22 protein-coding genes and 2 pseudogenes are annotated in these 26,518 nt (G+C 61.2%); 13 read left to right on the plus strand and 11 right to left on the minus strand.

The genetic code is table 11. The features are described from left to right. The first annotated feature begins 285 nt into the window (after window positions 1-285). The 4 genes from AC066S_RS23080 to AC066S_RS23095 all read left to right on the plus strand — a co-directional run bounded on the left by AC066S_RS23080 (window position 286) and on the right by AC066S_RS23095 (window position 3,477). Entirely contained in the window at window positions 286-708 is a 423-nt protein-coding gene (locus AC066S_RS23080) for a cupin domain-containing protein (protein ID WP_167767413.1), read from the plus strand. A 212-nt stretch (window positions 709-920) separates the two neighbouring features. Continuing rightward, entirely contained in the window at window positions 921-1,895 is a 975-nt protein-coding gene (locus AC066S_RS23085) for a GlxA family transcriptional regulator (RefSeq protein WP_135168522.1), read from the plus strand. A gap of 179 nt (window positions 1,896-2,074) precedes the next feature. After that, complete coding sequence (locus AC066S_RS23090; RefSeq protein ID WP_135168521.1) at window positions 2,075-2,716, plus strand: HD domain-containing protein; 642 nt, start codon at window positions 2,075-2,077, stop codon at window positions 2,714-2,716. 158 nt (window positions 2,717-2,874) lie between these two features. Continuing rightward, window positions 2,875-3,477, plus strand: a complete 603-nt coding sequence (locus tag AC066S_RS23095; RefSeq protein WP_135168520.1) for a 4-hydroxylaminobenzoate lyase — start codon at window positions 2,875-2,877, stop codon at window positions 3,475-3,477. A 107-nt stretch (window positions 3,478-3,584) separates the two neighbouring features. Here the strand turns inward: AC066S_RS23095 and AC066S_RS23100 are convergent, their stop codons facing one another. Both AC066S_RS23100 and AC066S_RS23105 read right to left on the minus strand, forming a co-directional pair. Continuing rightward, window positions 3,585-4,169, minus strand: coding sequence for a DUF308 domain-containing protein (locus tag AC066S_RS23100; protein WP_135168519.1), 585 nt, complete (start codon window positions 4,167-4,169; stop codon window positions 3,585-3,587). Window position 4,170: 1 nt separating this feature from the next. Further along, window positions 4,171-4,383 carry a hypothetical protein gene (locus AC066S_RS23105; protein ID WP_135168518.1) on the minus strand — a complete coding sequence of 71 codons (213 nt, stop codon included), beginning with the start codon at window positions 4,381-4,383 and terminating at the stop codon, window positions 4,171-4,173. On the opposite strand from AC066S_RS23105, the pseudogene AC066S_RS23110 reads away from it, so the two are divergent. The 5 genes and pseudogenes from AC066S_RS23110 to AC066S_RS23130 form a co-directional block, all read left to right on the plus strand. Continuing rightward, a pseudogene (locus AC066S_RS23110) lies at window positions 4,340-4,719 on the plus strand (non-homologous end joining protein Ku); the annotation flags it as partial. The gene AC066S_RS23105 and the pseudogene AC066S_RS23110 sit on opposite strands and share 44 nt — an antisense overlap. A gap of 162 nt (window positions 4,720-4,881) precedes the next feature. Beyond that, window positions 4,882-5,817, plus strand: coding sequence for a helix-turn-helix domain-containing protein (locus AC066S_RS23115; RefSeq protein WP_235885036.1), 936 nt, complete (start codon window positions 4,882-4,884; stop codon window positions 5,815-5,817). A gap of 113 nt (window positions 5,818-5,930) precedes the next feature. Continuing rightward, window positions 5,931-6,557: a (2Fe-2S)-binding protein gene (locus AC066S_RS23120; protein ID WP_135168517.1), complete on the plus strand. Its 627-nt coding sequence runs from the start codon at window positions 5,931-5,933 to the stop codon at window positions 6,555-6,557. A gap of 2 nt (window positions 6,558-6,559) precedes the next feature. Further along, entirely contained in the window at window positions 6,560-7,537 is a 978-nt protein-coding gene (locus AC066S_RS23125) for an FAD binding domain-containing protein (protein WP_478270685.1), read from the plus strand. Then, complete coding sequence (locus tag AC066S_RS23130) at window positions 7,534-9,645, plus strand: xanthine dehydrogenase family protein molybdopterin-binding subunit (RefSeq protein ID WP_135168515.1); 2,112 nt, start codon at window positions 7,534-7,536, stop codon at window positions 9,643-9,645. The genes AC066S_RS23125 and AC066S_RS23130 overlap by 4 nt, the downstream gene beginning before the upstream one ends. A gap of 17 nt (window positions 9,646-9,662) precedes the next feature. On the opposite strand, the gene AC066S_RS23135 is transcribed toward AC066S_RS23130, so the two are convergent. Further along, on the minus strand, window positions 9,663-9,932 hold the full coding sequence (locus AC066S_RS23135; protein ID WP_135168514.1) for a hypothetical protein: 270 nt from the start codon (window positions 9,930-9,932) through the stop codon (window positions 9,663-9,665). Between the two features lie 59 nt (window positions 9,933-9,991). After that, the gene (locus AC066S_RS23140; protein WP_209311841.1) at window positions 9,992-10,162 is read right to left on the minus strand and encodes a hypothetical protein; all 171 of its coding nucleotides are present in this window, start codon (window positions 10,160-10,162) and stop codon (window positions 9,992-9,994) included. Between AC066S_RS23140 and AC066S_RS23145 the strand changes: the two are divergent. Further along, window positions 10,085-10,857 (plus strand): annotated as a pseudogene (locus tag AC066S_RS23145) (SDR family NAD(P)-dependent oxidoreductase). The gene AC066S_RS23140 and the pseudogene AC066S_RS23145 overlap by 78 nt on opposite strands. Before the next feature lie 157 nt (window positions 10,858-11,014). On the opposite strand, the gene AC066S_RS23150 reads toward AC066S_RS23145, so the two are convergent. The 4 genes from AC066S_RS23150 to AC066S_RS23165 all read right to left on the minus strand — a co-directional run bounded on the left by AC066S_RS23150 (window position 11,015) and on the right by AC066S_RS23165 (window position 14,295). Next, complete coding sequence (locus AC066S_RS23150) at window positions 11,015-11,980, minus strand: MBL fold metallo-hydrolase (protein ID WP_135168512.1); 966 nt, start codon at window positions 11,978-11,980, stop codon at window positions 11,015-11,017. A 95-nt stretch (window positions 11,981-12,075) separates the two neighbouring features. Further along, window positions 12,076-12,900 carry an alpha/beta fold hydrolase gene (locus AC066S_RS23155; RefSeq protein WP_135168511.1) on the minus strand — a complete coding sequence of 275 codons (825 nt, stop codon included), beginning with the start codon at window positions 12,898-12,900 and terminating at the stop codon, window positions 12,076-12,078. An 87-nt stretch (window positions 12,901-12,987) separates the two neighbouring features. Continuing rightward, window positions 12,988-13,287 carry a tautomerase family protein gene (locus AC066S_RS23160; RefSeq protein WP_135168510.1) on the minus strand — a complete coding sequence of 100 codons (300 nt, stop codon included), beginning with the start codon at window positions 13,285-13,287 and terminating at the stop codon, window positions 12,988-12,990. 33 nt (window positions 13,288-13,320) lie between these two features. Beyond that, the gene (locus AC066S_RS23165) at window positions 13,321-14,295 is read right to left on the minus strand and encodes a zinc-dependent alcohol dehydrogenase family protein (RefSeq protein WP_430644557.1); all 975 of its coding nucleotides are present in this window, start codon (window positions 14,293-14,295) and stop codon (window positions 13,321-13,323) included. A gap of 428 nt (window positions 14,296-14,723) precedes the next feature. On the opposite strand from AC066S_RS23165, the gene AC066S_RS23170 reads away from it, so the two are divergent. Together AC066S_RS23170 and AC066S_RS23175 are read left to right on the plus strand one after the other, a co-directional pair. Continuing rightward, window positions 14,724-17,561 (plus strand): ATP-binding protein, encoded by a 2,838-nt coding sequence (locus AC066S_RS23170; protein ID WP_135168508.1) that lies wholly within the window; start codon window positions 14,724-14,726, stop codon window positions 17,559-17,561. 219 nt (window positions 17,562-17,780) lie between these two features. Then, window positions 17,781-18,593: an aminoglycoside phosphotransferase family protein gene (locus AC066S_RS23175; RefSeq protein WP_478270686.1), complete on the plus strand. Its 813-nt coding sequence runs from the start codon at window positions 17,781-17,783 to the stop codon at window positions 18,591-18,593. 458 nt (window positions 18,594-19,051) lie between these two features. Here the strand turns inward: AC066S_RS23175 and AC066S_RS23180 are convergent, their stop codons facing one another. From AC066S_RS23180 to AC066S_RS23190, 3 genes are all read right to left on the minus strand, one after another. After that, on the minus strand, window positions 19,052-19,612 hold the full coding sequence (locus AC066S_RS23180) for a Na+/H+ antiporter NhaA (RefSeq protein WP_430644548.1): 561 nt from the start codon (window positions 19,610-19,612) through the stop codon (window positions 19,052-19,054). Window positions 19,613-22,110: 2,498 nt separating this feature from the next. Beyond that, a complete protein-coding gene (locus AC066S_RS23185) occupies window positions 22,111-22,773 on the minus strand; it encodes a response regulator (protein ID WP_135168506.1) in 663 nt (220 codons plus the stop codon). Beyond that, window positions 22,745-24,730 carry a sensor histidine kinase gene (locus tag AC066S_RS23190; RefSeq protein WP_235885035.1) on the minus strand — a complete coding sequence of 662 codons (1,986 nt, stop codon included), beginning with the start codon at window positions 24,728-24,730 and terminating at the stop codon, window positions 22,745-22,747. The genes AC066S_RS23185 and AC066S_RS23190 overlap by 29 nt, the downstream gene beginning before the upstream one ends. Window positions 24,731-25,149: 419 nt before the next feature. Here AC066S_RS23190 and AC066S_RS23195 point away from each other — a divergent pair, with 419 nt between their 5' ends. Next, window positions 25,150-25,785 carry a Crp/Fnr family transcriptional regulator gene (locus AC066S_RS23195; protein ID WP_235885034.1) on the plus strand — a complete coding sequence of 212 codons (636 nt, stop codon included), beginning with the start codon at window positions 25,150-25,152 and terminating at the stop codon, window positions 25,783-25,785. The last annotated feature ends 733 nt before the right edge of the window (window positions 25,786-26,518 follow it).

Here is a 26,518-nt window from a genome sequence, read left to right on the forward strand (position 1 = left end):
GGCGCGGTGGAGCGGCTCGGCTGGGTAGCTGCGGGACTCGCTCTGGCAGCTCCGCCGTCGGCGCTGCTCAGCGGCAGCGGCACATCAGGCCGAAGGTGATGGCGGCGTCTGGCTTCTCATCGGAAGCTTCACCATGACCATCGGTTCGGCTCTGCGTTCTGGTTTCAAGCAGTTGCGTAGATCGTTAAAAGAGGAGGTGCGATGATGTCGATCAGTGGATTTGCCCATCGGATTGGTGCTGTATCAAACCCTCGAGCTATGTCGGCAAAAGCAGCGAGAAAAGCACTGAGAACGGCCGCCGTCCCGCTGATAGCAGCAGCGATCGCCTTGGGAGCCTCGCCGGCGATCGCGCAGGGCCGGGAGCAGGTGAAAGTCGCCTTCGCGCACGCACTGCCGAATGTCGAAGGAAAGAGGCTGGTTGCTGTGACGGTGACTTATCCTCCCGGAGCCAAATCGCTCGCTCATCACCACGCAGCGTCGGCATTTATCTACGCCTATGTGCTGTCCGGCGCCATTCGAAGTCAAGTCGGCGACGAACCCGCGAAGATCTATCACGCAGGCGAAAGCTTTTACGAAATGCCCGGTTCGCATCACAGGGTGAGTGAGAACGCGAGTGACAAGGAGTCCGCCAGCTTACTGGCGGTCTTCGTTGTGGATTCCAAGGACGAGCCCTTAACGACGCCAGACAAGGCGCCGGGACCACAATGACAGCGCGACAAATTCGCCCGTTTTTCTTTTTTGACCTGCATGGGCCGCTTGGTTGGCCGCCGGGAGGGCAAAATTGACCAATTGAAGTCCACAGCCCCTGGGTGATCCGGGGTAGACGAATGTTCGTTCTGTTGCCTCCGGATTGCGGTAGGCCTTTTGCGGGGGCCGGAGTACCTGCATAATAAGGCTCCAGAGTGGAGAGGCAGTAATAGGTGCCGGTACAGGCTGTCGCCATCGTCGTCTGTGAGGGGGTCCAGGCCTTGGACGTGGCGGGGCCGATGGATGTGTTCAGCGAGGCGAATACGTTTCTCGGCAGCGCGGACCGCTACGAAGCCGTGTTGGTTGCTGCTCACCGCAATCCGCTGCGCGCGTCGAACGGCATACGCATGGTCGCCGACCTGACCTTCGATGAGGCGGCGGGCGGCTTCGACATCGTTCTGGTGGCCGGCACTCCAACGCCACCGGAAGCGGAGCCCGAACCCTGCCTGCTTCAGTGGGTCAAGGAGCTGCCGTGGCGCTCGAGCGTCTATGGATCGATCTGCACAGGGGCTTTTGTGCTCGGCTATGCCGGCCTTCTCGACGATCGGCGTGTCACAACCCATTGGCAGGATGCACAGGCACTGGCGGCCAGGTTTCCGAAGGCAAAAGTCGAACCGGATCTGATCTATGTCCGCGATGGACGGTTGATCACCGCGGCTGGTGTGACTGCGGGGATAGATCTGGGCTTGGCGCTCGTCGGGCAGCGGCACGGCGCGGAAACGGCTCTCAAGGTCGCCAAGCGGCTGGTCGTGGTTGCGCAGCGCCAGGGCGGCCAGTCGCAGTTCAGTCCCTATCTCACGGCGCCTGCTGATCCGGAATCGCCAATCGCACGCATCCAGGACCATGTCATGGCGAATATTGGGGATCGCCACACATTGGAGTCGCTTGCCGCTGTGGTCGGCATGAGCCCACGGAATCTGGCCCGACATTTCGGGCAGGTGACCGGGACCACACCGCATGAATTCGTCGAGCGCGCCCGCGTTGATGCCGCGCGCATGATGCTGGAAGCAAGCGACCGGCCGCTGAAGGCCATTGCCTTCGATTGCGGCTTCGGGTCGGCTGACCGGATGAGAATTGTCTTCAGCGCCCGTCTTGGCGTAACCCCTGTCCAATATCGCGCTAGCTTCCGACGGGCGCAGTCGGAATAGATCGCGAGCTAAACACGAAAGCGCTGTCTCCTGCTAGTGCGAGGGCGCCAACGAGCCTCTTGTCAGGAAACGACGGACGGCTGTCCTGATCCGTAGCATCCCGTTCGTTGTCCGGAGCAGGGCAGTGTTGCCTAATACGACAAGCAACCAGCCCATTACTCAAACGAGGAGATTGCTCCATGTCTGAGATCATCGCCGGCATCCGCGTGCCAGACAGCGCCATCGCGCGCGCAGCCACGCAGCTCGTGCGCGATACCGAAGACGACCTGCTCTACAATCACAGTCGCCGTGTTTTCCTGTGGGGCGCACTCACGGGTGAGCGCCGCGAGCTGAAATACGACCCGGAGCTGCTTTACCTCGGCGCGATGTTCCACGATATGGGCCTCACCGAGAAATACTCGAGCCCCGATCTGCGCTTCGAGGTCGACGGCGCCAATGCCGCCCGCAAATTCATGAAAAGCTACGGCGTGCCGGAACGCGACATCGAGGATGTCTGGACCGCGATCGCACTCCATACCACGCCCGGAATCCCCGAGCATATGCGCCCAACCATCGCGCTGGTGACCGCGGGTGTGGAGATGGATGTGCTCGGCATCGCCTATTACGACTTCACGCATGAACAGCGTGAGCATGTCTGCGTCCATCATCAGCGCGAGACGAACTTCAAGGAGAACATCATAGATCACTTCGCTCGCGGCATCATCAAGAAGCCGCTGACGACGTTCGGGAATGTGAAGGCTGATGTCCTGGCGCTGAAGGACATGAACTATGTCCGTCAGAACTTCTGCTCAATCATCCTTGGCTCAGCTTGGCCAAACTGACCCCCCGTTGCCGCGAGCCAGGGAGGAAGATGCAGCACCAACCGTAAGAGGATGTCCGGTCCTGAAGAAGAAGCCGTGACCCGCGGCGGCGAGCAGCGTGGGCTTTCGCAGAGCCCGATCGATTCGAGTTGTAATACCTAGTCGAAGAGGAGACCGCGATGGGAAGCCGGGAAGAACTGATCCAGCGTAGCATTCCGTTTCTCCGGGAAGTCAAGGACATGACACCCGGAGCCAAGATGGAACGATGGCTTAACGAGACATATGGTGAAGATAGCGCGCTCTACCAGGACCTCGCTCGTCTGACCAAGATCGGGGTCGAGGAGGGATGGGCGGCAAACCAGGAAGTGGACGGCCCGAACTACCGGCGCAGTCGGATCATGGAGCCGACCCACGAAACGTTCCAGTTCAGCATCACCGCTGTTTACATGAACAGCGGCGATCCGCGCCGCTTCAAGGATGAGCACGAACACGACGTGCTGCGCGGACAGTATCATGGCCATCCCTATGGCGAGCTCAACCTTGTGGTGCCCTTGAACAAGGGCGCGGAGTTGAAGGGGTTGCAGGGGTGGCGGGGACCGGGCTGGACGGCACCCGATCCGGGCAGCAGGCATTATCCCGAGGTCAGGGGCGGTGCGGTTATCGCGCTGTTTTATCTGCCGGCTGGACGCATATCATACGATTTCGAGCCTCGACCAGATGAGCGAAACAAAAACCTCTCGAGCCTAGTGAGGATTGTGAAGCGGCTTGGGTATCGGCAATGAAAGCGCTTTTAGCGGTTCGGCCTGTCCGCTCGTCTCAAGGGTTGGCTAGCTCGATGAGCGAGTTCTCTGGGGCTTGTTAGGCGCGCCGCGCGAAAGCGACGCAAAAGTCAGGCGCTTCGCCGCAGATTTGCGAACATCAACAATGCGGCAGAGACCAGGAAGTAAAACGCACCAAAGGCCGCGTAGGGTGCTACATCCAAAATCGTCGGAACCTTAGCGAGACTCGATTGCGTGACAAAGAACACGCCGGCAAGCATTGACTGCGCCCCGCTCAGGATCATTGCACACTGCGCACCGAACGTGCGCCAGCGACGAACGCCGGTGACCAGTTGAGCCAATCCCGCGGCGATTGCCCAGATCCCGAAGACCGCGAGCACTACATGCATGCTTAACTGCAAAGCGACGGCCACTGCGAGCGCGGCGACGAGACTCACTGCGACATTAAGCGCCTGTGTTTGGTTCGCTCTGAGACCACCGCTGTTGCGAACATCAAACCAAGTCGCAAACGCGTCCCAAGCAGGATAGCTGACTAGCAGCAGCGCCGCGGCTACGGTATTTGCACCGCCGATCGCAACCGCGGCTGCGGCCCACGCCGCAGCAACGATGGCCCGAGCGAGATAATAGCCCGAAAGATTCGGCGTTAGTTCCGCTTGCGTGCGCGCATTTGTCAAAACGCGTGTTGTCGTTGTCATTTCACTCTCCATCACCGAGTGAGACCAGCTGTCTGCCGAACGGAAGACCAACGGGTGCCTTGTCCACCTGTACGCTGACTGAGTGAGCCGGCGGGAAGATGCTGTCATACATTGCGCGGGCTTCTGTAATTAGGCGGGCTCGCTCGCGCTCAGACTTCGAGATAAACTGAGACGTCAAAGTCACCAAAGATATGCTTGATCTGGCCCGGCACATCGTCGACCAGAAATCCGGAACCTTCGAGCCCGAAAATTCGAAGACCAGTACGAACGCGCCCTGGTCGAACTGATCAACCAGAAGCGGGCAGGCAAGCCGATCGTGCCGAAGGAGCGTCCCCGCGGAGAGAACGTGGTCCACCTGATGGAGGCCCTGCGGCGGAGCGTGGGAGGCGCGGCGGCCGAGAGTAAGGCTCCGAAGAAGCCGGCCAAGAAGGCGAAGAAGCCGAAGTCAGCCGGTCAGAAAGAGCTGCTGATGTCGATCGCCGGCAAGAAGGCGGCGAAGGAGCCCGCGGGGAAGAAGCCGACGGCCAGACCGCAGCGGAAATCGGCGTGAGCCTAAAATCTTCGCGAACCGCACGCCGCGATCGATGACTGACTGACCAAATTGAAGGCAGCGACGTCGGGTCGCGCGCTGCCGTCGTGGCGCTGCGGAGGTTTCCTCTGCATAATGGAACCCGATCACTAAATCACGTCTCAGCTCCGAGAGGTCGACAGTTTGGGCCAGCAATTCCTACGCTCTCGAAGCAACACGGCACAGAATCCGCCCGAACTCCTCGGTCCTGATGCGGCCGCCGAGATGGCGCGCATCCTGGATGAGCCGCCGATCTTGCTGTCCGAGGTTCTGCAGGGCGATGCGCGCCTGACGCCGAAGTGGGCGCATGGTGGGCTGAAAGAGGATTACATGCGCGGCGTGACCGGACACATCGCGGTCGGCTGCTACGAAGGACAGCATCAGATATCCTGGCGCATCGAGAACAAGCTCCTGGACTCGAGGACCAATCCGAAAGCGTTCACCCTCATTCCGCAAGGCGTCGACGGCCACTGGAATATTGCAGGTCCCGTCGTGGTTTCGCACGTCTATCTCACGCAGGAACGCCTCCAGGCGTGCGCCGACGAGATCGCGGGTGGAAGGCGTATCGAACTTCTGCCGCGCGTGGCCTTCACCGATCCCGCGGCCGCGGGGTTGCTCGAAATCCTGAGTCAGGAGGCGGAGCGGGACAGTGCATCGTCGCGTCTGTTCGCGGAGCGGGCGATCGACCTTCTGTGCTTGCGGCTGGTCCAGGAACACTCGTCGTTCGGCAGTTTGCCTGCTCAGGACAGAAAGGGTGGGCTTGCCGGTTGGCAGGTGAAGCGTGTCACCGCATTCATGGACGAGTTTCTGAACCGCCACATCGGGCTCGACGAACTTGCCGCGCTTGTCGATCTTAGCCGCTTTCACTTCTGCACGGCGTTTCGGCGATCGACGGGCCAAACCCCGCATGAATGGTTGACCGGGCAACGAATGAAACGGGCGCGCGAACTTCTCGCCCGGTCCAGGCTGAGCGTCACGGAGGTCGGGTTTGCGGTCGGTTACGAGACGCCATCGGCCTTCGCTGCGGCTTTCCGCAAAAGGGTGGGAGTAACCCCATCCGCATTCCGCCGCGCACTCTAGGGACGCCGCACCAATTCGGCGCAAGACCGCGATAGTCGCCGCAAGATCGGAACGGTGCGTCCGTTGGGATCATGGCCTACTGCGCGTGATCATCCGAGGGGATCCCGACCACCATGACAAACCAAGAGCCGTTCATCGCCGGCGCTGCTGAGACCGGAAGCACTCAGGGAGGAGTATCGCGCCGTTCGGTCCTGCTGACTGCCGGGGGAGCGGCTTCCCTGGCGGTCGTGCCCCAAGTTGCCGCGCAGTCCGCATCCGAAAGCAAGCCAGTTGCGACGATGGCGAAGGTTCGCCTGGCCGTGAACGGAACGCGGCACGAGCTTGAGCTGGATACGCGGCATTCCTTGCTCGACGTCTTGCGCGAGGACCTCGGTCTTACCGGCACGAAGAAAGGGTGCAACCAGGGCGCCTGCGGCGCTTGCACCATCCTGCTCAACGGCAGGCGGGTCGTGTCGTGTCTGACGCTGGCAGCGATGCATGACGGGGCCAAGGTCGAGACGATCGAGGGCCTCGAAAAGAATGGCGAGCTTCACCCCCTCCAGAGCGCATTCGTCGAGCACGACGGCTTGCAATGCGGCTTCTGTACCCCGGGGCAGATCATGTCGGCCGTCGGGTGCATCGCCGAAGGTCATGCGGGCTCGCCGGACGACATTCGGTTCTGGATGAGCGGCAACATCTGCCGCTGCGGGGCCTATCCAGGGATCGTCGCCGCCGTTGTCGACGCTGCCAAGAGGGTCTGACCATGCTCCCGTTCACGATCGAGAAGGTGACTTCCGTCGACGCCGCCATCGCCGCCGCATCCTCCGGACGCCGCCTTATCGCCGGCGGCACGACTTTGATTGATCTCATGCGCGACGAGGTGGAGCAGCCGCAGCAGCTAGTCGACATCAATGCGCTTCCGCTGTCAGATATCCGGATCGACCGGTCCGATCTCGTCATCGGCGCGCTCGCGCGGATGGCCGAAGTCGCTGCCCATCCCGATGTCCAGCGCCTTCACCCGCTGATCGCCGAGAGCCTGATCGAGGGCGCCTCGCCGCAATTGCGCAACATGGCCTCGATCGGCGGCAACCTGCTCCAGCGCGTCCGCTGCCCCTATTTCCGGATGCTCGACGCAGCCTGCAACAAACGCAACCCTGGCTCCGGTTGCGCCGCGCGCGATGGCCTCAATGCCGGCCACGCCGTTCTCGGGACCAGCGACCACTGCGTGGCGACGCATCCTTCGGACGTCGCGGTCGCGCTGGTCGCGCTCGACGCCACGATGCGAGTCAAGGGTCCGAAGGGCGAGCGCACTTTCCCGGTCGAGGAGCTGTTTCGGTTGCCCGGCGCTACTCCCCATCTCGAACACACGCTGCTGCCTGGCGAGCTCATCGTCGAGGTGCGGGTCCCCGGAGGGCCGGATAGCCGCCGGGCGCGCTATCTCAAGGTGCGCGACCGCGCGTCCTACGAATTCGCGCTGGTCTCCGCGGCGGCGGCGCTGGACGTCGCGGACGGCGTGATCCGCGGCGCGCGGCTCGCGGTTGGCGGGGTCGGCACCCGACCCTGGCGACTGCGCGCGGTGGAAGCGGCTCTGATCGGCAAGGTGCCGGATCGGCAGGTGTTTCAGGCGGCCGCCCGATCGGCGCTGGAAGGGGCCCGTCCGCTGTCCGGCAATCACTACAAACTCGAACTCCTGCCGCGGACGATCGTCCGCGCCTTCGAAATGACGGGAGGAATCGCATGACGATGGGCATCATCGGACAGCCGCTGCCCCGCGTGGATGGCCGCGCCAAGGTCACGGGTGCCGCGCGGTACGCCGCCGATTTCAATCAGCGGGGCCAGGCCTATGCTGTGATCGTCAGCGCCACCGTGGGACTCGGCCGCGTGACCGGCATCGACAGCGCGGCGGTCGAGAAGATGCCTGGCGTTCTCGCCGTTCTCTCGCACCTCAACGCGCCGCGCCTGGCGTATGGGCCTCACAAGAGCTACATTGATCCGGCCACGGGCGAGCGGCTGCATGTGCTGCAGGACGAGCGCGTGCGTTTCCACGGCCAGCCGGTGGCGGTTGTTGTGGCCGCGACCATCGCGCAGGCGGAGCGCGCCGCTGCCGCATTGCGCGTCACCTACAATGCCGAGCGGCCAATCGTTGATTCCGCCGGTCCCGAAGCCCATGCCATCGTGCCGGAGGCAGGGAAGGAGCCGGACGCCCGGCTTCCGGCCGACAAAGCGCGCGGCAGCGCCGACCGCGAGCTCGCCGACGCGCCGGTGAAAGTCGACGAGACCTACGACATCGCGCGCGAGAACCACAATCCGATGGAGCCGCACGCAACGATCGCCGCCTGGAACGGCGATCGTCTGACGCTTTGGAGCAAAAGCCAGTTCGTCGTCAACGAGCAGGCCGAGATCGCGGCGATCTTCGGCCTGCCGCCCGAAAACGTGACGGTGATCTGCCCGTTCATCGGCGGCGCCTTCGGCACCTCGCTCAGAACCTGGCCGCATGTGACGCTCGCGGCCATGGCCGCCCGGCACGTGGGGCGTCCGGTCAAGCTCGTGCTGACTCGCAAGCAGATGTTCTTCACGACCGGGCATCGGCCGCGCACGGTGCAAAGGATCGCTCTCGGCGCCACGGCGGACGGCAAGCTCACCAGCGTGGTCCACGAAGGCACGGGCGAGACGAGCCGCTATGAGGAGTTCATGGAGGCCCTGACCTCGGTCACGACCTTCCTGTATTCCTCCCCCAACGTGCGGACGCGCTACCGTCTGGTGCCGCTCGATACCGGGACGCCAAACCACATGCGTGGTCCTGGAGAGGCCAGCGGGGTGTTCGCTCTCGAATGTGCCATGGACGAGTTGGCCTACAAGCTCCGCCTTGATCCTATCGATCTGCGGCGCCGCAACGAGCCGGAGATCGACGAGGGAGAAAACAAGCCCTTCTCCAGCCGATCGCTGATGAAATGCTACGATCTCGGCGCCGAACGTTTCGGCTGGTCGCGGCGTACGCCCGAACCGCGCTCGATGCGCGACGGCCGGCTGCTGATCGGGATGGGCGTTGCTTCCGCAAGCTACCCGGCCTTTCACGCGCCGGCGACCGCGCGGGCGCGGCTGCTGCCGGACGGGACAGCCGAGGTCGAGATCGCGGCCAGCGACATGGGCCCGGGCACCTATACGTCGATGACGCAAGTTGCCGCCGAGAGCCTCGAGCTCCCCGTAGAGCGGGTGCGCTTCAGCCTCGGCCGCTCGGACTATCCGCCTGCACCATCCCATGGCGGTTCATGGACCATGGCCTCGGTCGGCTCCGCGATCCGCGCCGCCTGCATCGCCGTGCGAGAGGAGGCCGCAAGAGGGCGGAACGATCGACCGATCGACGCGACAGCGTCGTCTCAGCGGGATCCTCAAGCCGCCGCGAGGTACTCGATGCATTCCTTCGGCGCGGTCTTCGTCGAGATCGCCTTCGATCCCGACGTCGGCACGATCCGCGTGCGCCGGGCGGTGGGCGCCTATGGCATCGGCCGCGTCGTCAACCCGCGCCTTGCCCGCAGCCAATGCACCGGCGGCATGGTCGGCGGCATTGGCATGGCGCTGATGGAGCGCACCGTCCTCGATACGCGCGACGGTCGTCCGGTCAACGCCCACATGGCCGACTACCTGATGCCCGTCAATCTCGACATTCCCCAGCTCGAGGCGCACTTCGTCGAGGAGACGGACCCGCACGTCAATGCGCTTGGGGTCAAGGGTCTGGGTGAAATTGCCCTCGTCGGTATCGCCCCCGCCATTGCCAACGCCGTCTTTCATGCGACCGGCAAGCGTGTGCGCACCCTACCGATCCGGATTGAAGATTTCCTGACCGCGTAGTTCAGCAAGTGCGATGCCTAATCGGCCTTGGGCAGGCACTCCAGACAGGTGTCGCCGATCGAGTCCATGACGTCCCGGATATCCTTGACCGCCTCATCGGCGGACACGCCGGCCGGCGGGTTTTGACGAGCGATGTCGGAGGCGCGCTCGCGGGCGTGCGGGTCGGCGCGGTCGTGCATCCAGCCGTGCTCCTCGCATTCGCGGATGGCGCCGGCTTCCTGCAGCACCGATATCGCCCAGCCGCTGAGCGTCCGGATCGCCGGTCGCCTATCCTTGAACATCAGCATCGACATCCTCTCCTGCCGGGGGAAAAACCCGCCAAGAAGCCGCGCAAGGCATCGAGCGGTCAGAAGGAAATGCTGATGCCGATCGGGGGCAGCCAGCCCAAAGTGGCGGCGACGAAGAAGCCGGCGGCGAGGTCCCAGCGGAAGTCGGCCTGATGGCGCTGGTCTTCATCACCGGCAGCACCGATGGACTGGGCCGCGCTGCGGCCGAGACACTCCTTGGCGAGGGCCATCGAGTGGTGCTGCACGCCAGATCGGCAGAGCGCGCAGCGTCCCTCAGCGGGTTAGCTTCGCGGGCCGCGGGAGTGGCCGTCGGCGATCTCCGCAGCGCCGCTGAAACCAGGAGCATCGCAGATCAGGTCAACGCCATCGGTCGCATGGATGCGATCATCCACAACGCGGCTGTCTGCACGCAGCAAAGTCGCGGCTCGACAGCTGAGGGGCACGTCGGGGTCCTCGCGATCAACACGCTGGCGCCATACATCCTGACGGCGCTGATCGAGCGGCCCGGCAGGTTGATCTACCTCAGCAGCGGCCTGCATTGCGGCAGCGAGGGCTCGCTCGCCGACCTCGATTGGACGAAGCGCACCTGGGATCCAGCCAAGGCCTACGCCGAAAGCAAGCTTCACGCGGTGGCGCTGGCTTTTGCGTTGGCGCGGCGCTGGCCGGACGATTTGAGCAATGCCGTCGATCCCGGCTGGGTGCGTACGAAGATGGGCGGACCCGGCGCTCCGGTCGACATCGAGACCGGGCAACGAACCCAGGCCTGGCTGGCGGTCAGCGACGATCCCGCTGCAATGGTGACCGGCCGGTATTGGCATAATCTCCGGATGAGCAGCCGGTCGGCGAGGCAGTCGATCCTCGATTCCAGGATCAGCTCATCGGGCGTCTCGGTGAGATGACCGACATCGCACTTCCTCAGGCTTAGACCACTGGCTGGCTGTCTTGTATTCAGCGGGCTGCATCCCAAGACATTTCCGGCATGGTCTCAAGTGCAGACGTTCCGGACGCGAACCCGACCTTCGCCTTCGGGCCAGAGCGGACATGAAATGGAGGAATGCCTGTCTCGAGTCCTTTGCACTACGTCAAACCCCCTCGTAAACTAGCTTGGTGAAGAAGGCTGGAGTGATTACGAACCGACCCCATTTCTGATCAAAAGGCGCCGTTGGGTTTGCCGCAATGATCTCCTCGAGAGTTTGGTTCTGACTCTTGAGCTTGGAAATCCGATCGCGAATCGCGACGAGCATTTCGTGATAATCCCTGAGTTCCGACCTGTTGCTTACAGGATATCCGTGCCCGGGGATGATGATTGCTTGGCCATCGGTAGTTGCAAGAATTGCCTCGACCGCCCGGATCGTGCCGTCGATGCTCCCCCCGGTGGAGTAGTCGATGAATGGATAGATGCCATTCCAATAAATATCGCCGGCATGCAGCACGTTCGCTTCTGCGAATGTTACGGTGATGTCGCCGTCGGTGTGTGCGTTTGGATGATGCTTCAGGATTGCCTTCGTCTCCTTCAATGTGACGATCGTCTCGTCGGAAAATGTTTCGGTCGGAATGGCGGAGGACGGTGCGGCGGGAAAGTTGAAATCCCAATCCTCCACGCGTACTGCAGCCAGGAGATTCTTGCGGGTATTATCGTGGGCGAGGATCGTTGCTCCTTCACCGTTGACCCATTCGTTGCCGTCGGCGTGATCAAAATGCCAATGCGTGTTGATCAGATGCTTCACCGGCGCATTGTTGAGGCTGGAAAGGGCCTCCACAATCCGCGGGCGTGTCGCCGTGATGCCCGCGTCAACGAGCAGCTTACCGTCGGACCCCGTCAGCACCGCGATGTTGCCGCCCGATCCTTCCAGAATGGCAACGTTGCCGCGCAATTTGTGGGTTTTGATAGAGGCCCTCGCCGCGTCGGCGCGGATCATGTCTACGATGCCCTGTGCCTTGGCGAAGGACTGTCGCGGACTTAGCCAGCCTCCAGTTGCGGCCATCGTGGTTGCTCCGATGCAGCAAAGGCAAAATCCGCGGCGTGAAAGCCCGTGTGTGCTGGCCATGACGATGTGTCTCCATTGCCGGCGGCATGGCGCTGGCGTGCTGAATGGGCGCTGGAAGTAAGGACAGGCGTCGCCTTCGGCCAGCCCGCGCGTGGTCATTCCCGCATGAACGCAAGCAGATCCCTATTGATGATCTCCGGATGGGTCGCGAACATCCCGTGCGGAAGACCCTTGTAGATCTTGAGCGTTCCGTTCTTCACGAGCTTGATCGAAAGCTCGGCCGAATCGGTGATCGGTACGACTTGGTCGTCATCGCCGTGCATGATGAGAATCGGCACGTTGATCTCCCGGAGGTCGTCCGTGAGGTCGGTCTCCGAAAACACCTTGATGCATTCGTAGTGCGCAAGCGCACTGCCCATCATTCCCTGGCGCCACCAGTTTCGGATCATGCCCTCGGCGACTGCCGCTCCGGGCCGGTTGAACCCATAGAAGGGGCCGCGCGCCACGGCGAGATAGAATTCGGCACGATTGGCCGCGAGCGCCGTCCGGTAGCCGTCGAATACCTCCATCGGCGTTCCCCCCGGATTCGCTTCGCTTTTCAGCATGACAGGCGGAATGGCGCTGATGATCGCAGCCTTCGCGACGCGGCTATTTCCGTGCTTTGCGACGTACCGTACCACTTCGCCGCCTCCGGTCGAGTGCCCGACATGGATCGCGTTCTTCAGGTCCAGCTGTGCCGCAAGTTCGGCGACGTCGGACGCATAGGTGTCCATGTCGTTCCCCTTGGTGGTCTGCATGGAGCGACCGTGGCCGCGTCGGTCATGAGCGATCACACGATAACCTTGCCCGAGAAAGAAGAGCATCTGATTGTCCCAATCGTCTCCGCTCAGGGGCCATCCGTGATGGAAAACGATGGGCTGGCCCGAACCCCAGTCCCTATAGAAGATCTGGGTGCCGTCCTTGGTCGTGATGGTATTCATGGTCGTGGTCCTTCTTTTTATCGATGTTTGTGTTGACGCGACGGAGCAATAGCGCTCGGCAGCGCTAGTTGAACTGCAGAGCCAAAGTCAGCTGCGGACGGGGGCGGCCTGGGCAAGTTCCTCGCGCGTGGTCGGGCGCCCGTTGATGGTTTCGTAGACGGCCTTCGCCTTTCCGAGCGTGTCCATCAGCGACTTCGGTCCCTCGAAAGGGCGTCCGCCGATGTGCCAACCGTCGGTATGGAGCTCTTCGATCAGCACCCAAACCACTTCGCGGAAGGCTTCCGATCCCTCGAATTTCACCATCACATCGGTGAGAGCCTTGGCCATGGCGTGTTTTTCCTCGGGCGTGAATACACCGTCGACCAACTTGACGTTGACGAAAGGCATGACAATTCTCCTTGGTGCTCGTGTGTTGGTTGGTTATTCGTCGATATCGACGACGATCTTGCCTACGGCGCTACGATCTTCGATCGCCCGATGCGCGTCGGCCACGGAATTGAAGGTGTATCGGCGCGGATCGAGACGAGGCGTTATCTTTCCAGCCTCTGCCAGTCGCGTGGCCTCGCGCAGGATTTGTCCGTGATGGGCTCGACCTTGGCCGGTCAGCATCGGCAGCAGAGTAAACACGCCCGAATAGCTTGCCGCCCGGAACGAGAGCGGAGCAAGAGAATGGGTGCTCCAGCCCAGGCAACTGACGACGCGACCAAAGCGCATGACCGCGTTGAATGAAGCGTCCAAGGCGCCGACTGTGTCGTAGACGATGTCGAAACCGCGCCCCTTGGTGTGGTCGTCCACATACTCTTCGACCGTGAAGCGGTGGCGATCGATGGCCGTGGCGCCGAGCTGTTCGATCGAACTGCGCTGAGCAGATTTGTCCACCGCGTACACCTCCGCCTGGAAGGCACGAGCCGTCTGGATGACCATTTGGCCGACGGCTCCGGCTCCCTGAACCAGAACTTTCTGTCCCGCATGGACCTCGGCGCGGTCGACCAGGCCTTCCCATGCCGTAATGAAGACCAGCGGGATTGCGGCTGCTTCGCGCATTGTGAGGTTTGCGGGCTTCGGTGCGAGCAAATCCGCATCCACCGCGGCGAATTCCGCCAGGGATCCCTGCAGACCGCCGACACCTCCAGTGAGCCCGTAGACCTCGTCGCCGGGTGCAAAGGCCGTAACCTCGGCTCCGACCGCCTCGACCGTTCCTGCCAGGTCCATCCCCAGAACTGCAGGAAGCGGGTGTTTGGCATGAGCTGCCTTACCGCTCCGGATTTTAAGATCGAGGGGATTGACGCCGCTGGCTTTGATACGAACCAGGACCTGGCCCGGACCAGCCGTCGGGCGGGCGAGTGTCTCGCGGACGAATGGCGCACTGTCTCCATGAGAAACCACGGCAACCATTGAGTTTTTCGTAGTCATGATCTGCCTGCTCGCTTCGTGAATGACCGCTTGCTGAAGAGCCAGCGTTGCGACAGACCATGGCCGCATAGACCCGGCAGATGCCAGTGAATCGGTGTGAGTTGTTGTGATGGGCGCTGACAGTCGGGCCCCGCCGCGATCTCCCGTTGGGGTAGGGGCCGGCCTTCAATGAAGCTGGAAGGTTGCCATCGGTGGCTGCGACCATCCGACCGTACGTGCTGCGGGTCGTGACCGTGCTATAGTGGAATGAATGCGCACAGAATCTTGCTTTAACGTGAGCATGGTCGGAATATGCTCGAGAAGGCGCAGACCCATTTCGCGCCAGCTCGTGGCGTCTGCGTATTTCTTTAGGATATCATTTTGACCTATCAGAGATTCACGATCCGAATTGAACGCTGTCGGGAGGCGTGATGAGTGCCCCTCTGGCATGCGTTGAGTTCGGTCCGTTCCGCTTGTTTCCCTCGCAGCGGCGGCTCCTCAAACAGGATGCGCATGTGCCGCTTGGTGGCCGCGCACTCGACCTTCTGATCCTGTTGATCGAGAACGCCGGCAACATCATGTCGAAGCAGCAGCTGACTGCGGGAGTGTGGCCTGACGTCACCGTGGAGGAAAGCAGCCTGCGCGTTCACATCGCGAACCTCCGGAGGGCCTTGGGGGACGGCCGGGACGGTGCAAGCTACATCGCGAACGTGGCTGGGCGAGGCTATTGCTTCGTTGGTGAAGTCGATCGCCGGAACGCGGCGTTGGATAACGTCTCGTTTGAGCCGCGCCACGAACGTGCCAGCGGCCTGCCGCGCCGGCCTGCCCGGGTGATCGGGCGGGATGACGACGTTCGCGCCGTTGCAGAACTTCTGGCCTCACACCGATTCACGACAATTCACGGGCCCGGCGGGATTGGAAAGACCACGGTCGCGCTTGCCGTTGCTCACGGGCTGATTGAACACTTCGAGGACGGAATCTGCTTTCTCGACCTCGGCTTGCTCAAGCCTGGCGGCTCCGTGCCGCATGCAATGGCGGCGTCTCTTGGCCTCATGGTTCAGTCCGGTGACCCGACTTCCAGTATCATGGGCCATTTGCGCGATCGCCAGATGCTGTTGGTTCTGGATTCCTGCGAACATGTCGTCGACTCGGCCGCGGCAATTGCCGAGGCCATCTTCCAGGGGGCTGCTCGCGCCGGCGTCCTGGCTACGAGCCGTGAGTCGCTGCGCGTCGACGGCGAGCACGTCTATCCGCTGTCGCCGCTGGCTATTCCGCCCGCCGACCGTGCCATCGGCGTCGATCAGCTGCTAGAGTACTCGTCCGCGCGCCTGTTCGTTGAAAGGGCCGTCGCTGGAGGTCACAGACGCGAGCTGAATGATGCGGATGCGCAGATCGTCGGCGATATCTGCCGCAAGCTGGACGGCATCGCGCTTGCCGTCGAACTCGCAGCCGGTCGCGTCAGCACACACGGCTTACAGGAAACCGCCGAGCTCCTCGACAGCAAGATGAAATTGGTGTGGCAGGGACGTCGCACGGCCATGGCGCGCCATCAGACGCTGAATGCAGCACTGGAGTGGAGCCACGATCTTGTTCCAGATCGGGACCGCATAGTGCTGCGGCGGCTGTCCGTCTTCGTCGGTCCGTTCACGCTGGAGGAAGCCCAGTCGGTGGCGGCCGACGACCACATAGACCGTGGGAGAGTTGTCGAAGCGCTGGCGGAACTCGTAGGCAAGTCCCTGGTCGTTACGGAGACCAACAGGGAATTGAGACGGTATCGGCTCCTGGATACCACGCGTGCGTACTCGCAAGTCAAGCTCAGGGAGAGCGGCGAAGCGGACGTGATTGCCCGTCGCCACGCGCTCCATTATCAGGAGAGACTTGCACGCAATGGAATGGACCCGACAACCGCACCGCAATCGCCTGCGGCGCTCGGTGCCGAACAACTCGGAAATGTTCGGACAGCCCTGGAATGGAGTTTTTCCGGGACCGGGGATGCAAGCCTCGGGGTGCAGCTTGCGGCCGGGGCGGCTCGATTGTTCGCCGGAATCTCGCTGCTCGGTGAGTGCCAAAAATGGTGCGAGCGGGCGCTTGCGGTGCTCGATGGGAACATGGACGCATCACGTTGCGAAATGATGCTTCTGACCGAGCTAGGCTATTCCATGATGTTCACTAGGGGCAACAGCGAGCAGGCGCGTTCGGCCCTTGAGCGCGCACTGGAGATTGCCGAGGCGCTTGACGACCGGGCTTCGCAACTCCGGCTGCTCAGCGGTCTGCACATGTATGATCGTCGGGTCGGAAATATCGCCGGGCTTTTGCCGACCGCGTTGCGCGCCGAAGCGATTGCGCGGAAACTTGGCGACCTCACGGCGATCGCCGCGGCGCAGGTGATGACAGGAATTTCCCATCATTTGAGTGGCAATCTAACCGAATCACGGGCCGCACTGGCAGCGTCCCTTCGGAGGCCTGCGAGCCTCCAGCGGCTCGCTGTGAATTTCTTCGGCTTTCACGGGGATCCGGAAATCGTTCTTGCGAGGACTCTCTGGTTGCAGGGCTTTGCGGATCAGGCGACTGAAACAGCCCATGCCGCGTCAATTCTAGAGCAACAAGATCCAGTGACCGCCTGCCTTGCACTTATCTGGGGTGCAAGCGTGTTCCATTGGACGGGGAATCTGGCAACGGCGGAAGACTACGTCGAGCGGCTGATACAGCATGCCGACGAGCACTCTCTGTCCCCTTTCAGGTCGGTCGGTGTCGGCCTCAAGGGCGATATTCTCGTCCGGCGCGGCGAGCTGGGCGTTGGCATCAGACTGTTGCGGGAGTCCTTGAACGACCTGCATGTCGAGAAATACAATCTTTACACCCCTTGGCTTACCTGCACTTTGGCCCAAGGCCTCGCCGCTGATGGGCACCTCGATCAGGCCCTAAACCTCATGAGCGAAATCGCCCCCATTGCGGAGCAAACTGCCGTCTATGATACGCCGGATTTGTTGCGTGTATATGGAGACCTGTTGGCGGACGCCTCAGACCTGCGCGGCGCCGAATCGTGCTTCCTGCAATCTTTGACCATTGCCGCCGATCAGCGCGCCTTGTCGTGGCGGCTTCGAACCTCGACGAGCTTCGCAAAGCTGATGGTCCGGCAGGGCCGGCTTCGTGACGCAAGGGTGATACTAGCCGAGGTTTATTCCCTTTTTACTGAAGGATTCGCGACTGTGGATTTGAAGACTGCTAGAGGCTTGTTAGACGAGCTCGAAAGGCAAGTCGCCGACTGACGGCGAGCGTCTTCTGAGGGTATGTCCGATTCGGGTCAAACTGCGACTTCGCCGCTGCATAATGGCTGGTCCGGTCTACCCTAAACACCCACCGGCCTCATCAGCGCCAAGGTCAGCAGCGGGCCACAACCGGACTTGGGACCAACGAAGGGCTCTGCTTGAAAGAGGGGTTCCTTTTTGCTCGCCACCGGTGTTTCCTCCGCACGACGGAGGACGAGCATGCAGGAATCGCTGGGGGAAAAGATCGGTGAAGGCGCCTTCTCCGAAGCCTACGCCTGGGCGCCTGGTCAGGTCGTGAAGCTGTTCAAGGCCGGCATCTCTCATCTGCTCGGCCGGCACGAGGTGCGCATGATCTGCGCCGTGCGCGCCGCCGGCCTCCCGGTGCCGGAGGTGTTCGGCGAGATGACACTGGACGGGCGCTTCGGCATCGTGCTGGAGCGCCTCGACGGACCGACCCTGTGGCATCTCTCGCGGACCGGCGCGGTGACGTTCGAACAGGCGGGCGCGATCATCGCGGCTCTGGCCATGTCTCTTCACAAGACGCCCCCGCCGCCGGAGGCCCCCTCGATGCGCGAGTATATGCAGAGCGAGTTGCGGCACGACGACGGTATGGTCCCGAAGCACCTCGCCAGCGATGTCCTCGCACTGATTGATCGCCTACCGCCCGGCGACGGGCTTTGCCATTGCGACCTCAGTCCCGGCAACGTGGTCATGACGGCGGAAGGCCCAAAGCTCGTCGACTGGTCCTTCGCGATGCGCGGGCCCGCCGCCCTCGACCTCGGGTTCTTGCATGTCATCCTGTCCGAACTCGCGCCGGAAATCGCCGACAATCCGGAGCGTCCGCGCGCGACCAATGCAGCGGCGCAATCCGAATACGCGCGGCTGGCCGGCACGTCGCTCGCGGAACTGACGGCGGCCATGGAGCCGTATCTGCCCATCGTCCGCACCTTCGTCGTCCTTGGAAACGTGGTGCCTTCATTGCGGGAGCGGCTGATCCAGCGCATCGAAGCAGGGCTGCGCTCGCAAGACTGAACCGTCTTGGTCGCGCGCGCGAGCCGAAGTGGCCTGTCGAAGCGCCGCCTCAGCGTCTCCTTTGGTCATTCGGCACGGTTTCAGCCCGGCTCGACCAAGGTCTGGTCTACGCTTAGGTTCGGACGTGACGGCGGGCCCAACGAACCGACGCGATGGGCCATAGCCGGTCTCTTTGACTCAAGAAAGCCATGCGCCTTTGGGTTTATGGCTTGCCAAAATGCGCCTTTAGGATAGCTTCGTTTGCGGCAAGCTTGATCCTCTCGGAGAATTGCCTGAGGAGGGATTTCAAAACGGCCGGTGGCCCTAAAGTCCGTACTAACCCGGGTGGCCCGCCCGCCGTCCAAGGCAGGCCCTTCAAGGAAGCAAGTCGAGTGCGTTCTGGAGCACGGCGCCGGCGGCGGTGTTGTCGAAGATGCACCAGGCCTCGCCTGACGACGATGCAGCACCGAGCCCTGACTTCAGCGCGCCAAGGTATGCCCCGTCGTAGGCGGAGTAGTAAATGCGCGGCGCTCCATGCAGCCGAAAATAATGCAGTCCCGGCCACCCGCCCGGCAGGTCCGCGCGCCGGGTCCGCAGCGACGCGGCTGATCCGACGCTCCTTGAGCCAAGCACCGACCTCGGGCGTGAAACAGCTGACGTGACGTGGTTTGCAAGCGAGAGCGGCTGAGGTCCCTTCCCGCAGTGCGCCGAATAGGAATTCCGCTCGCCTTCATGGATTTCGCGCCGAATCTCCATCCAACGACCAGGAAGAAGATCGTCATCAGCCCGTCGTTGACCCAAAAGTGCAACGACTTCGAGAAGAGGAATTCACCGACGCCGATCGTGAGCGGCAGGTTCCAGAAAGCGTGATAGTCGCGGGCAAGCGGCGAATTGGCGCAGGCCAGTGCGAAGACGGCGGCGACCAGCAGCACGCCTCCGCTCACGGCCTCGACGTGCAGGAATCCTTGTAGCGTCGTCAGGGCTTGTTCGGCCAGCCGCTGGCTACGTGGAAGGTTTTCTGAAAAGGATGGCTTTTCCATAGGGCGCGCGCACTCCGCGAGGCGGCCCGACCATCGCTCAACCTGTCGCTGCTTCAAGCTGCGATCACCCGATGCCCTTATACCTCGCGAAATCGACAATTCAACCTCTCGCCCGCTCGTGTGCGCCGAATCTAACCCTCGTGCTTGCGAGGAGGCGGCTCCGCTCAGGCGCAATTCAAGAGGGGCTGGCACGAGTGGCGCGCTGAACTCGTCTCCGATGGCTGTTGAGATAGGGGCCATCGGCGCGATACCATGTCGCGTTGGCGTCTACTCCCTTGCCTTGGCACGGGTGCGGCGGCGCTGAAGAAAGACGAGAAACGGGCCCTTCCAACCCGCCTTGTGCGGTCAGCCCGAGCTGCTCTAGAGAAGGAGGCCCTCAAATCTGCCTTGGCTGGACCAGGTCGCGTTGGAAGGCAGGTCGGCGGTGCTTTCTTTGCTTTCGATGGGCGGCCACCGCTCTTTTGTTTCCGCCGCAAAATGGGCGTCGGTGGGTGGATGAAAAGGGAGAGTGGGCCGCGCGCCCGCAGCAGCACAACGGCAATCACTGCTTTTGCAGGAGTAATGCCATGACGCCTCAGTCGCGACAGCTCCTAGCATTTGCTCAGCCGTCTCGCCATTAGGCTTCTGGGGCCGCCTCGCTTCCAATTTCTTTCGCTTATCCAGGAACTGACGCGGGGAACCTGCTCAACTTCCCCATGATTGGAGTCGATTGGGTCGGCGTGCAATTCCGGTCTGCTTGTTTATCGTGAGCATTCGCCGAGCGTCGTGACGCGTTCGATTGATGCGACGACAAGCTACATCAGCTTAAGAGTCATCTGCTCATCTGTCCCGGCAAAGTCGCTCAAGCTCACGCCGGAATTCGTCCTGGAACTGTTTCTCTCGTCGAGATGCGAGAGCAAGAGTCAAGGTATAGCAGAGGCCAAGCACAAGCCCGAAGTTGACGCCATCCAGCTCTGTGAGAATTTCCAATAGTGTCCAAGCCACCGCGACAGCGGCGAGCCCAGTGAATATTGGCGGCAAAATTGGCCGTTTCACGAGTTTGGCGGCACTGAGCAGTGCTTCTGTCCGGCAATTTCGCTCTCTGATCATGGCGGGAAGTCAAAGCGGGTCATTGAGCCTGCCCAGCAGGGGCACCTAAAACAGGCGACGGCATGTTGGAAGCAACGAGCGCGCGGTGGTTCGCTACCGTTCCTTTGACGACGAACCCCGTGACGATCATCGCGGAAAGCACCAGTACGGCTGAAATATCGGCAGGCCTCTTCGTCGCCTTGCCGACGACGGGCCGCCTCAGAGCGTGTGACGAATGCATTGCCTGCTCCCGGAGCGCCATCAGCCGACTAAACTTCCGGCAGGAATGGTGGTGGTTTTCCGCATGCTGCCGAATATGGTGAAGACACTGAATAAGACAGCAAACAGCTACTTTCTTTTAGTCGGGAGAATGGTTCACGAGGTCGGGATTTTCCTGACCCCGGAGTGCGACATGAACTCTGGCTACACGCGGATCTTCCTTGAATGACTCTAGATACTTGAGCCTTGCAAGAGTTCTATTTTCTAGACAGCCTCGCACGCGGTTCCGAAAAGAAGAAACCGCTCAGCCTAACGCCGGAACCAAGGGCCTTGTTTCTCAATAACGTACATAGCCTGGAGTGCTCTCGTTCCGACGCGATGCGCGTAACATAATCACGGGCTGGGGGGCATTCAGTAGGCGTAGCGAGCGAGACCTCTTTCTGAAGCGAGGCTCGGCACTCGATCGCGATGAATCTCACGCCCGAAGGCGCAGGCCGAGCAGCGGCTACGCGGGGCAGATACAAATGCAACTGACCGGCCCCTGGGGCATTCCAGCATACGGCCACTACACGTCGCGCAAACACCCAAATAATACGAATGTTGCATAGCTCGAGCATGACAAGCTCGCAACATCGCGATCCGCCTTTACTCGACCTTGGGGATGTTCGCCTAGATCGGCAGCTGGCGTTTGAGTCGTTGCGAAAATCGCCGAGCCGCAATCTCCAACGTTGCGAGGCCGAGAGCGGTCAGAGGGATTACGATTAACAATAGCAGCAGGACGACACGCATGATCAGATAAGCTCCAGCCGATTGCGCGTCTATGCCAGCGGGAAATTTGGTAATGCTTCGCTTGGGTCTGTGGCTCAAGACCGTCGCGCTCAAGCAATCGCATAGGCCGACAGCAGCAGACAGGCCAGGTATACGCACGCCGCAATCCTCGCTATGCGAGCATCCGAGCGTGAGTTTGGGGAGGCTGCAATCCTTGGCAGTTTCCGATACTGCACAAAAACATTTCGGCCGGCGCGCGCTCGAAAAAATACGTTTCTCATCCAGAGTCCAGCAAGGCTAGTTGCTTCACGTCTACAAATGATTATGAGCAGCGCATCGCAAGATAGTCAGGAGTTTGACGCCACCTGTCGGGATATTCCTGACGGCGGAGGGGACCGCGCGCAAAAAGGCGAGTTCGCCTCGTCAGCGTCGATCAGGGTTGCTCAGAGCTCTTTCGCCTGGCGGCTGAGCCAACCCAGTGCGACGCCGTAGCGAACGATGTCGGCACGCGTGAAGAGCCCAAGTTTTTCGACCGCTCTGGCTTTGTAGGTTTCGACGGTCTTAATGCTGATATTTAGCTGACCAGCGATTTCCTTGTTGCTGAATCCCTGAGCGATGAACCGGAGAACCTCACTCTCGCGGGGTGTCAGTTCGCTCGTTGTCGGTTCGGCGGATGGATGAGCGCCGGATGGCGAAGGAATGGCTTTCTCGGCGATCGCCGGGTCTAGGTACAATCCGCCGCTGGCAATCGCGCGTACCGCCCGTTCGAGCTCATCTGCCGCGGACCGCTTCAACAGATAACCGCGTGCTCCGGCCTGCAGCATGGGTTGAACGTAGGCATGGTCCTCATGCACCGTCAGAGCTAACAATCGAACTTGTGGGAGTTGGGTCGCTATTGTGCGGGCGACTTCGAGGCCGCTGAGGCCCGGAAGCGAGATGTCCAGGATGGCAATGTCGGGAGTGGTCTGACGAATGACGTCCAACGCCGTCTGCCCGTCGGTCGCTTCGCCTACGATCTCAATGTCCTCAACGTCCTGGAGCAGGGCTTTCATCCCGGCCAGAACAAGCGGATGATCATCAGTCAACGTGATCCGGATCGGGCACATAGCCCATCTCCTCTGCTGGCACCGGAATTCTCATGAAGAGAGAGGTGCCGTGGCCCGTCTCAGACTCGATCGCCAGAGATCCGCCCAACAACGTAAGGCGTTCTTCCATCACGGATAGGCCCAGTTTGGAATGGCGGCTATCGCCAAGCAAGAATTCCTGCAAGTCGAACCCGCTCCCATCGTCTTCCACAACGATCCTCAGCTCCGCTGTGCGGCGGTCGATGACCACACTCACGTTGCGTGCACGGGCGTGCTTGACGACATTGTTTACGGCCTCCTGGACGGCGCGATAGACGGCAATCTCAATATCCTGGCCAAGCCGTTCCTTTCTGCCAAGAGACTGAAAATCAACGCTGATCCCGAACCGGCGGCTGATCTCCGCACAGAATGCCTCCAATGCTTTATAGAGGCCCAGATCATCAAGGGCCGTCGGTCGCAGATCCGAGGCGACCTGATGGATATCGCGTCCGATCTCTCGCGCAAGTCCTTGCAGCCAATTCAGCTTCTCCAAGCCGAGCTTGCGCTTGCTGCTGGCTCCAAGAAACTGCTCAAGATTCTTCAGGCCGAGAAGAAGGCCGGTAACCGTTTGACCGATCTGATCGTGAAGCTCCCTTGCAATTCGCCGACGCTCGTTCTCTTCGGCCTCCGACAGGCGTCGCAGCAGCTGCTGCCGTTCGAGCTCGGCTCGCTTTGTCTCGTCGATGTCCAGAATGACTCCATACACGACGTCCAAGTTCTTGTCATCCAGCCGAGACAATCGCCCACTCGCACGCAACCATCGGCTGCGCGGTGGCACGGTTCGAAAATCCACCACCGCCACGTTTCCCGAACGGCAACTCAACAGTGAGGTTTCAAAGCGCTGTCGGTCGGCCGGATCAATGCCGTTCAGCATGCGATCAAAGCCGAGAATTGTATCTCCGTCGGAGGCCGATCCATGAACTTGAAGCATCTCCCGTGCGCGAGGTGATACGAGCGCTTCTCTGGTCCTGAAGTCCCAGCTGAATACGCCCAGCTCCGCGGCATCTATCGTGAGCCTGCGTCGCTCTTCGCTGGCGCTGAGGGCCAAGGCCGCCTGTGCTTCTTGCTCGCGTCGACGCAACGAGATGTCACGGATCGTATACCAAGCCAATGTTAGAGCCAGCAAGAAGCTGAGGATGCCGCCGCCTGCAAGAAAGATGGCGGAGCGCTGAACAGGACCGTTGAGTTCTTGCGTCGGTATCCCGAAATGGACGGACCAGCCGCTCGTTCCAGGTATGAGTTTGTAGATCGAGTCGACCTGGTCACCCGACGATGTCGTTTTGACGTAACTTCCTTCCGGTGCTCCGGCGATTGCCTGGCGGACAGTCTCGCTGGCAGACTGCCCAAGCTCCGATTGCTCGCCAGCTGTGCGAGCGACGATGTTGCCTTTGGCGTCCACGACGAACCCGACCCAGCCTGCTGGAGCTCCTGCGCTCTGCAATATCTGGCTTATCGCATCAGGAACTAATGCCACAGTAAGTACAAACTTCAACCGCCCATCGCGTTCAACCGGAGCCCTCACGGCAACGACTCTCTTACCGGTGACCCGACCGCGCGGTCCTACCCCTCCGATGGCAGGCTTACGCGTCTTGAGGATCTGCTCGAAATTCTCGCGGTCGGTGGTAGCCCGCATTTCGTCTCCAAGAGGACGGGTAACGTCAAGCACCTGATTTCCGTCGGGATCGACGAGCTGTATCGTCTGCCAAAGAGGCCGAGCTTCGTTGACCCGCGCGGCTTCTCGATAAAAGGCGTCGAGGTTGGGTTTATCGAGCGTGGCAGAAGCCGCAATGGTTTCCGCGATCTCGAGTTGCAGACCGATCTCCGAGGCCAGTCGGCTCACGACACTATCTAACGTTTCGACAGCGGCTGCCTGCGAATCCCTGCGCTGCTGTTGCGCATTCAGAAACACGACCCAACCGGCAAACAGCGCAAGAGGCATCGCAGCTGCAATGAAGACGAGGACCAGGGGGCGGCGTGCCGCGCGACCGGTGGCCGAAGCCCCTGCCTCGTTTCCCCCTGGGTTTAAATGCGATAACCAAACGCCCACGTCTCCGCACTTCCTCGACGTTCCGTCGGATCTCTCACGCGTCAGGGTTTTCCCGACAAGATAGGTCGGTCACCCCGACTGCCAGGGGACCGCATTTCATCCCATAGTACAGACAATCACTGGCACGGTCTAGAATTGGGCTCGGTATGGAACATTCATCGACACGGCCGCTGCTAAGCGAAAATAGCGCGCTCTTCCTGAAGCGAAACGCATATGGTGAGAGCTGCTGTGGCCTCACCTGCAACGAAATCGTCATGCGCCTGTCGGGCCCAGCGCAACGCTGTTTGCTCGAAAGGTGCGAGAGAGTGTCTTTGAGCAAAGGTCAGGTTCTTTACGACCGCGGCACTCCTCTTCGATACGGCTATTTCATCGAGTCCGGCGGGTGTTCCGTCACGACGCGAGCTGGCGACAGTCTGCCGGTAGAGATCCACACACTAGGGATGAAAGATTTTGTTGGCGTGCCGCTGGTCCTCGGCATGCAGACGTCGCCGCACCGCTGTACTGTGCGGTTGGCGGGGCAGGCGCTGCGGATCGAGTCGAGTGTGCTGATTGCTCTGATTAAGCGCGATGCCGAGCTTGAAAAGATCGTCCTGGGATATATTCAGGCGATCCTGATCCATAGTTCACAGCTGGCGGCTTGCAATTCGCGACACTCTCTGCACCAACGCCTTGCGCGATGGCTCGTAGTTGCGAGTGACAGGCTCGGATCTCCAGAAGTCCCGTTCACGCACAGCTACATAGCGAACGCCCTTGCGGTCAGACGTGCCGGAATTACCGTCGCTGTTGGAGACCTCGTGCACAAGGGAGTGATCAGATCCCGCAGGGCCGGCATGACCATCACGGACGTTGCCAGATTGAAAGGGATGGCTTGCGAATGTCAGGGTATCATCCTGTCGGCCCACAACCGATATTGTACGGCGTCGCATCTCCCGATCGCATATTCGTGAGCGGTAGTCCCGACGGCTGCTATTCTTATTTTCGGCAGCGAACAGAGCCCGGTTATGGAGCAGATTGGCAGGCGTGGAGAGCGAAATGTTAGCGCAAGAGACCAAGGTCCGAAGCGATAGCGAGGTTCTGGTGGCCGCCTTGGAGGAAGCTCAACGGCTTCTTGCGGCTTACGAGAACCCTTGCTGCGATCGTACCAGGGACGACATAATCGCTATGGTCGTGTTCATTGTTTGTAACCCTTCCGTCACGCGTGCAATGCTTCGTCAAAAGATGCGCAGCCGCATCAAGCTGGTGGGATAAATGCCTCGCAGGAGCATATGGAATTCGAGCAACAAGGCTTCCGTGCCTTCGATGAGCTGACGAGATCCAATGACATTAGGTGTTATCTTATGAGGAATTCCCTTTGCATTCTCGCGTCCACAATGATGCTGGGCGTTCCGGCCAGACCGGTAACGCCAACTCGGTGAGCGCGACGGGAAGCTCATCAACGCGTAGGCCAACGAAGCGCCAACTGGTATCCGGATCATGTGGTGCTGAACGCGAACAAGGATCAGCTGAAGATGATGCCTGAATTCGAGTGCTGAGGCCGGCTTCGGTCATACTTCATCACTGTTCATCGAGGCGGTGTCACCTGAGGTGACGCCGCCTGTCGGCTGCCTTCTGGCCGGCATGTTTGGGGCGATATGAGAGTAATCTTGAACTTCCATTCTGAATCGATCAGCTTTGGCCGTA

Source organism: Bradyrhizobium sp. CFUWI, from assembly GCF_056429085.1.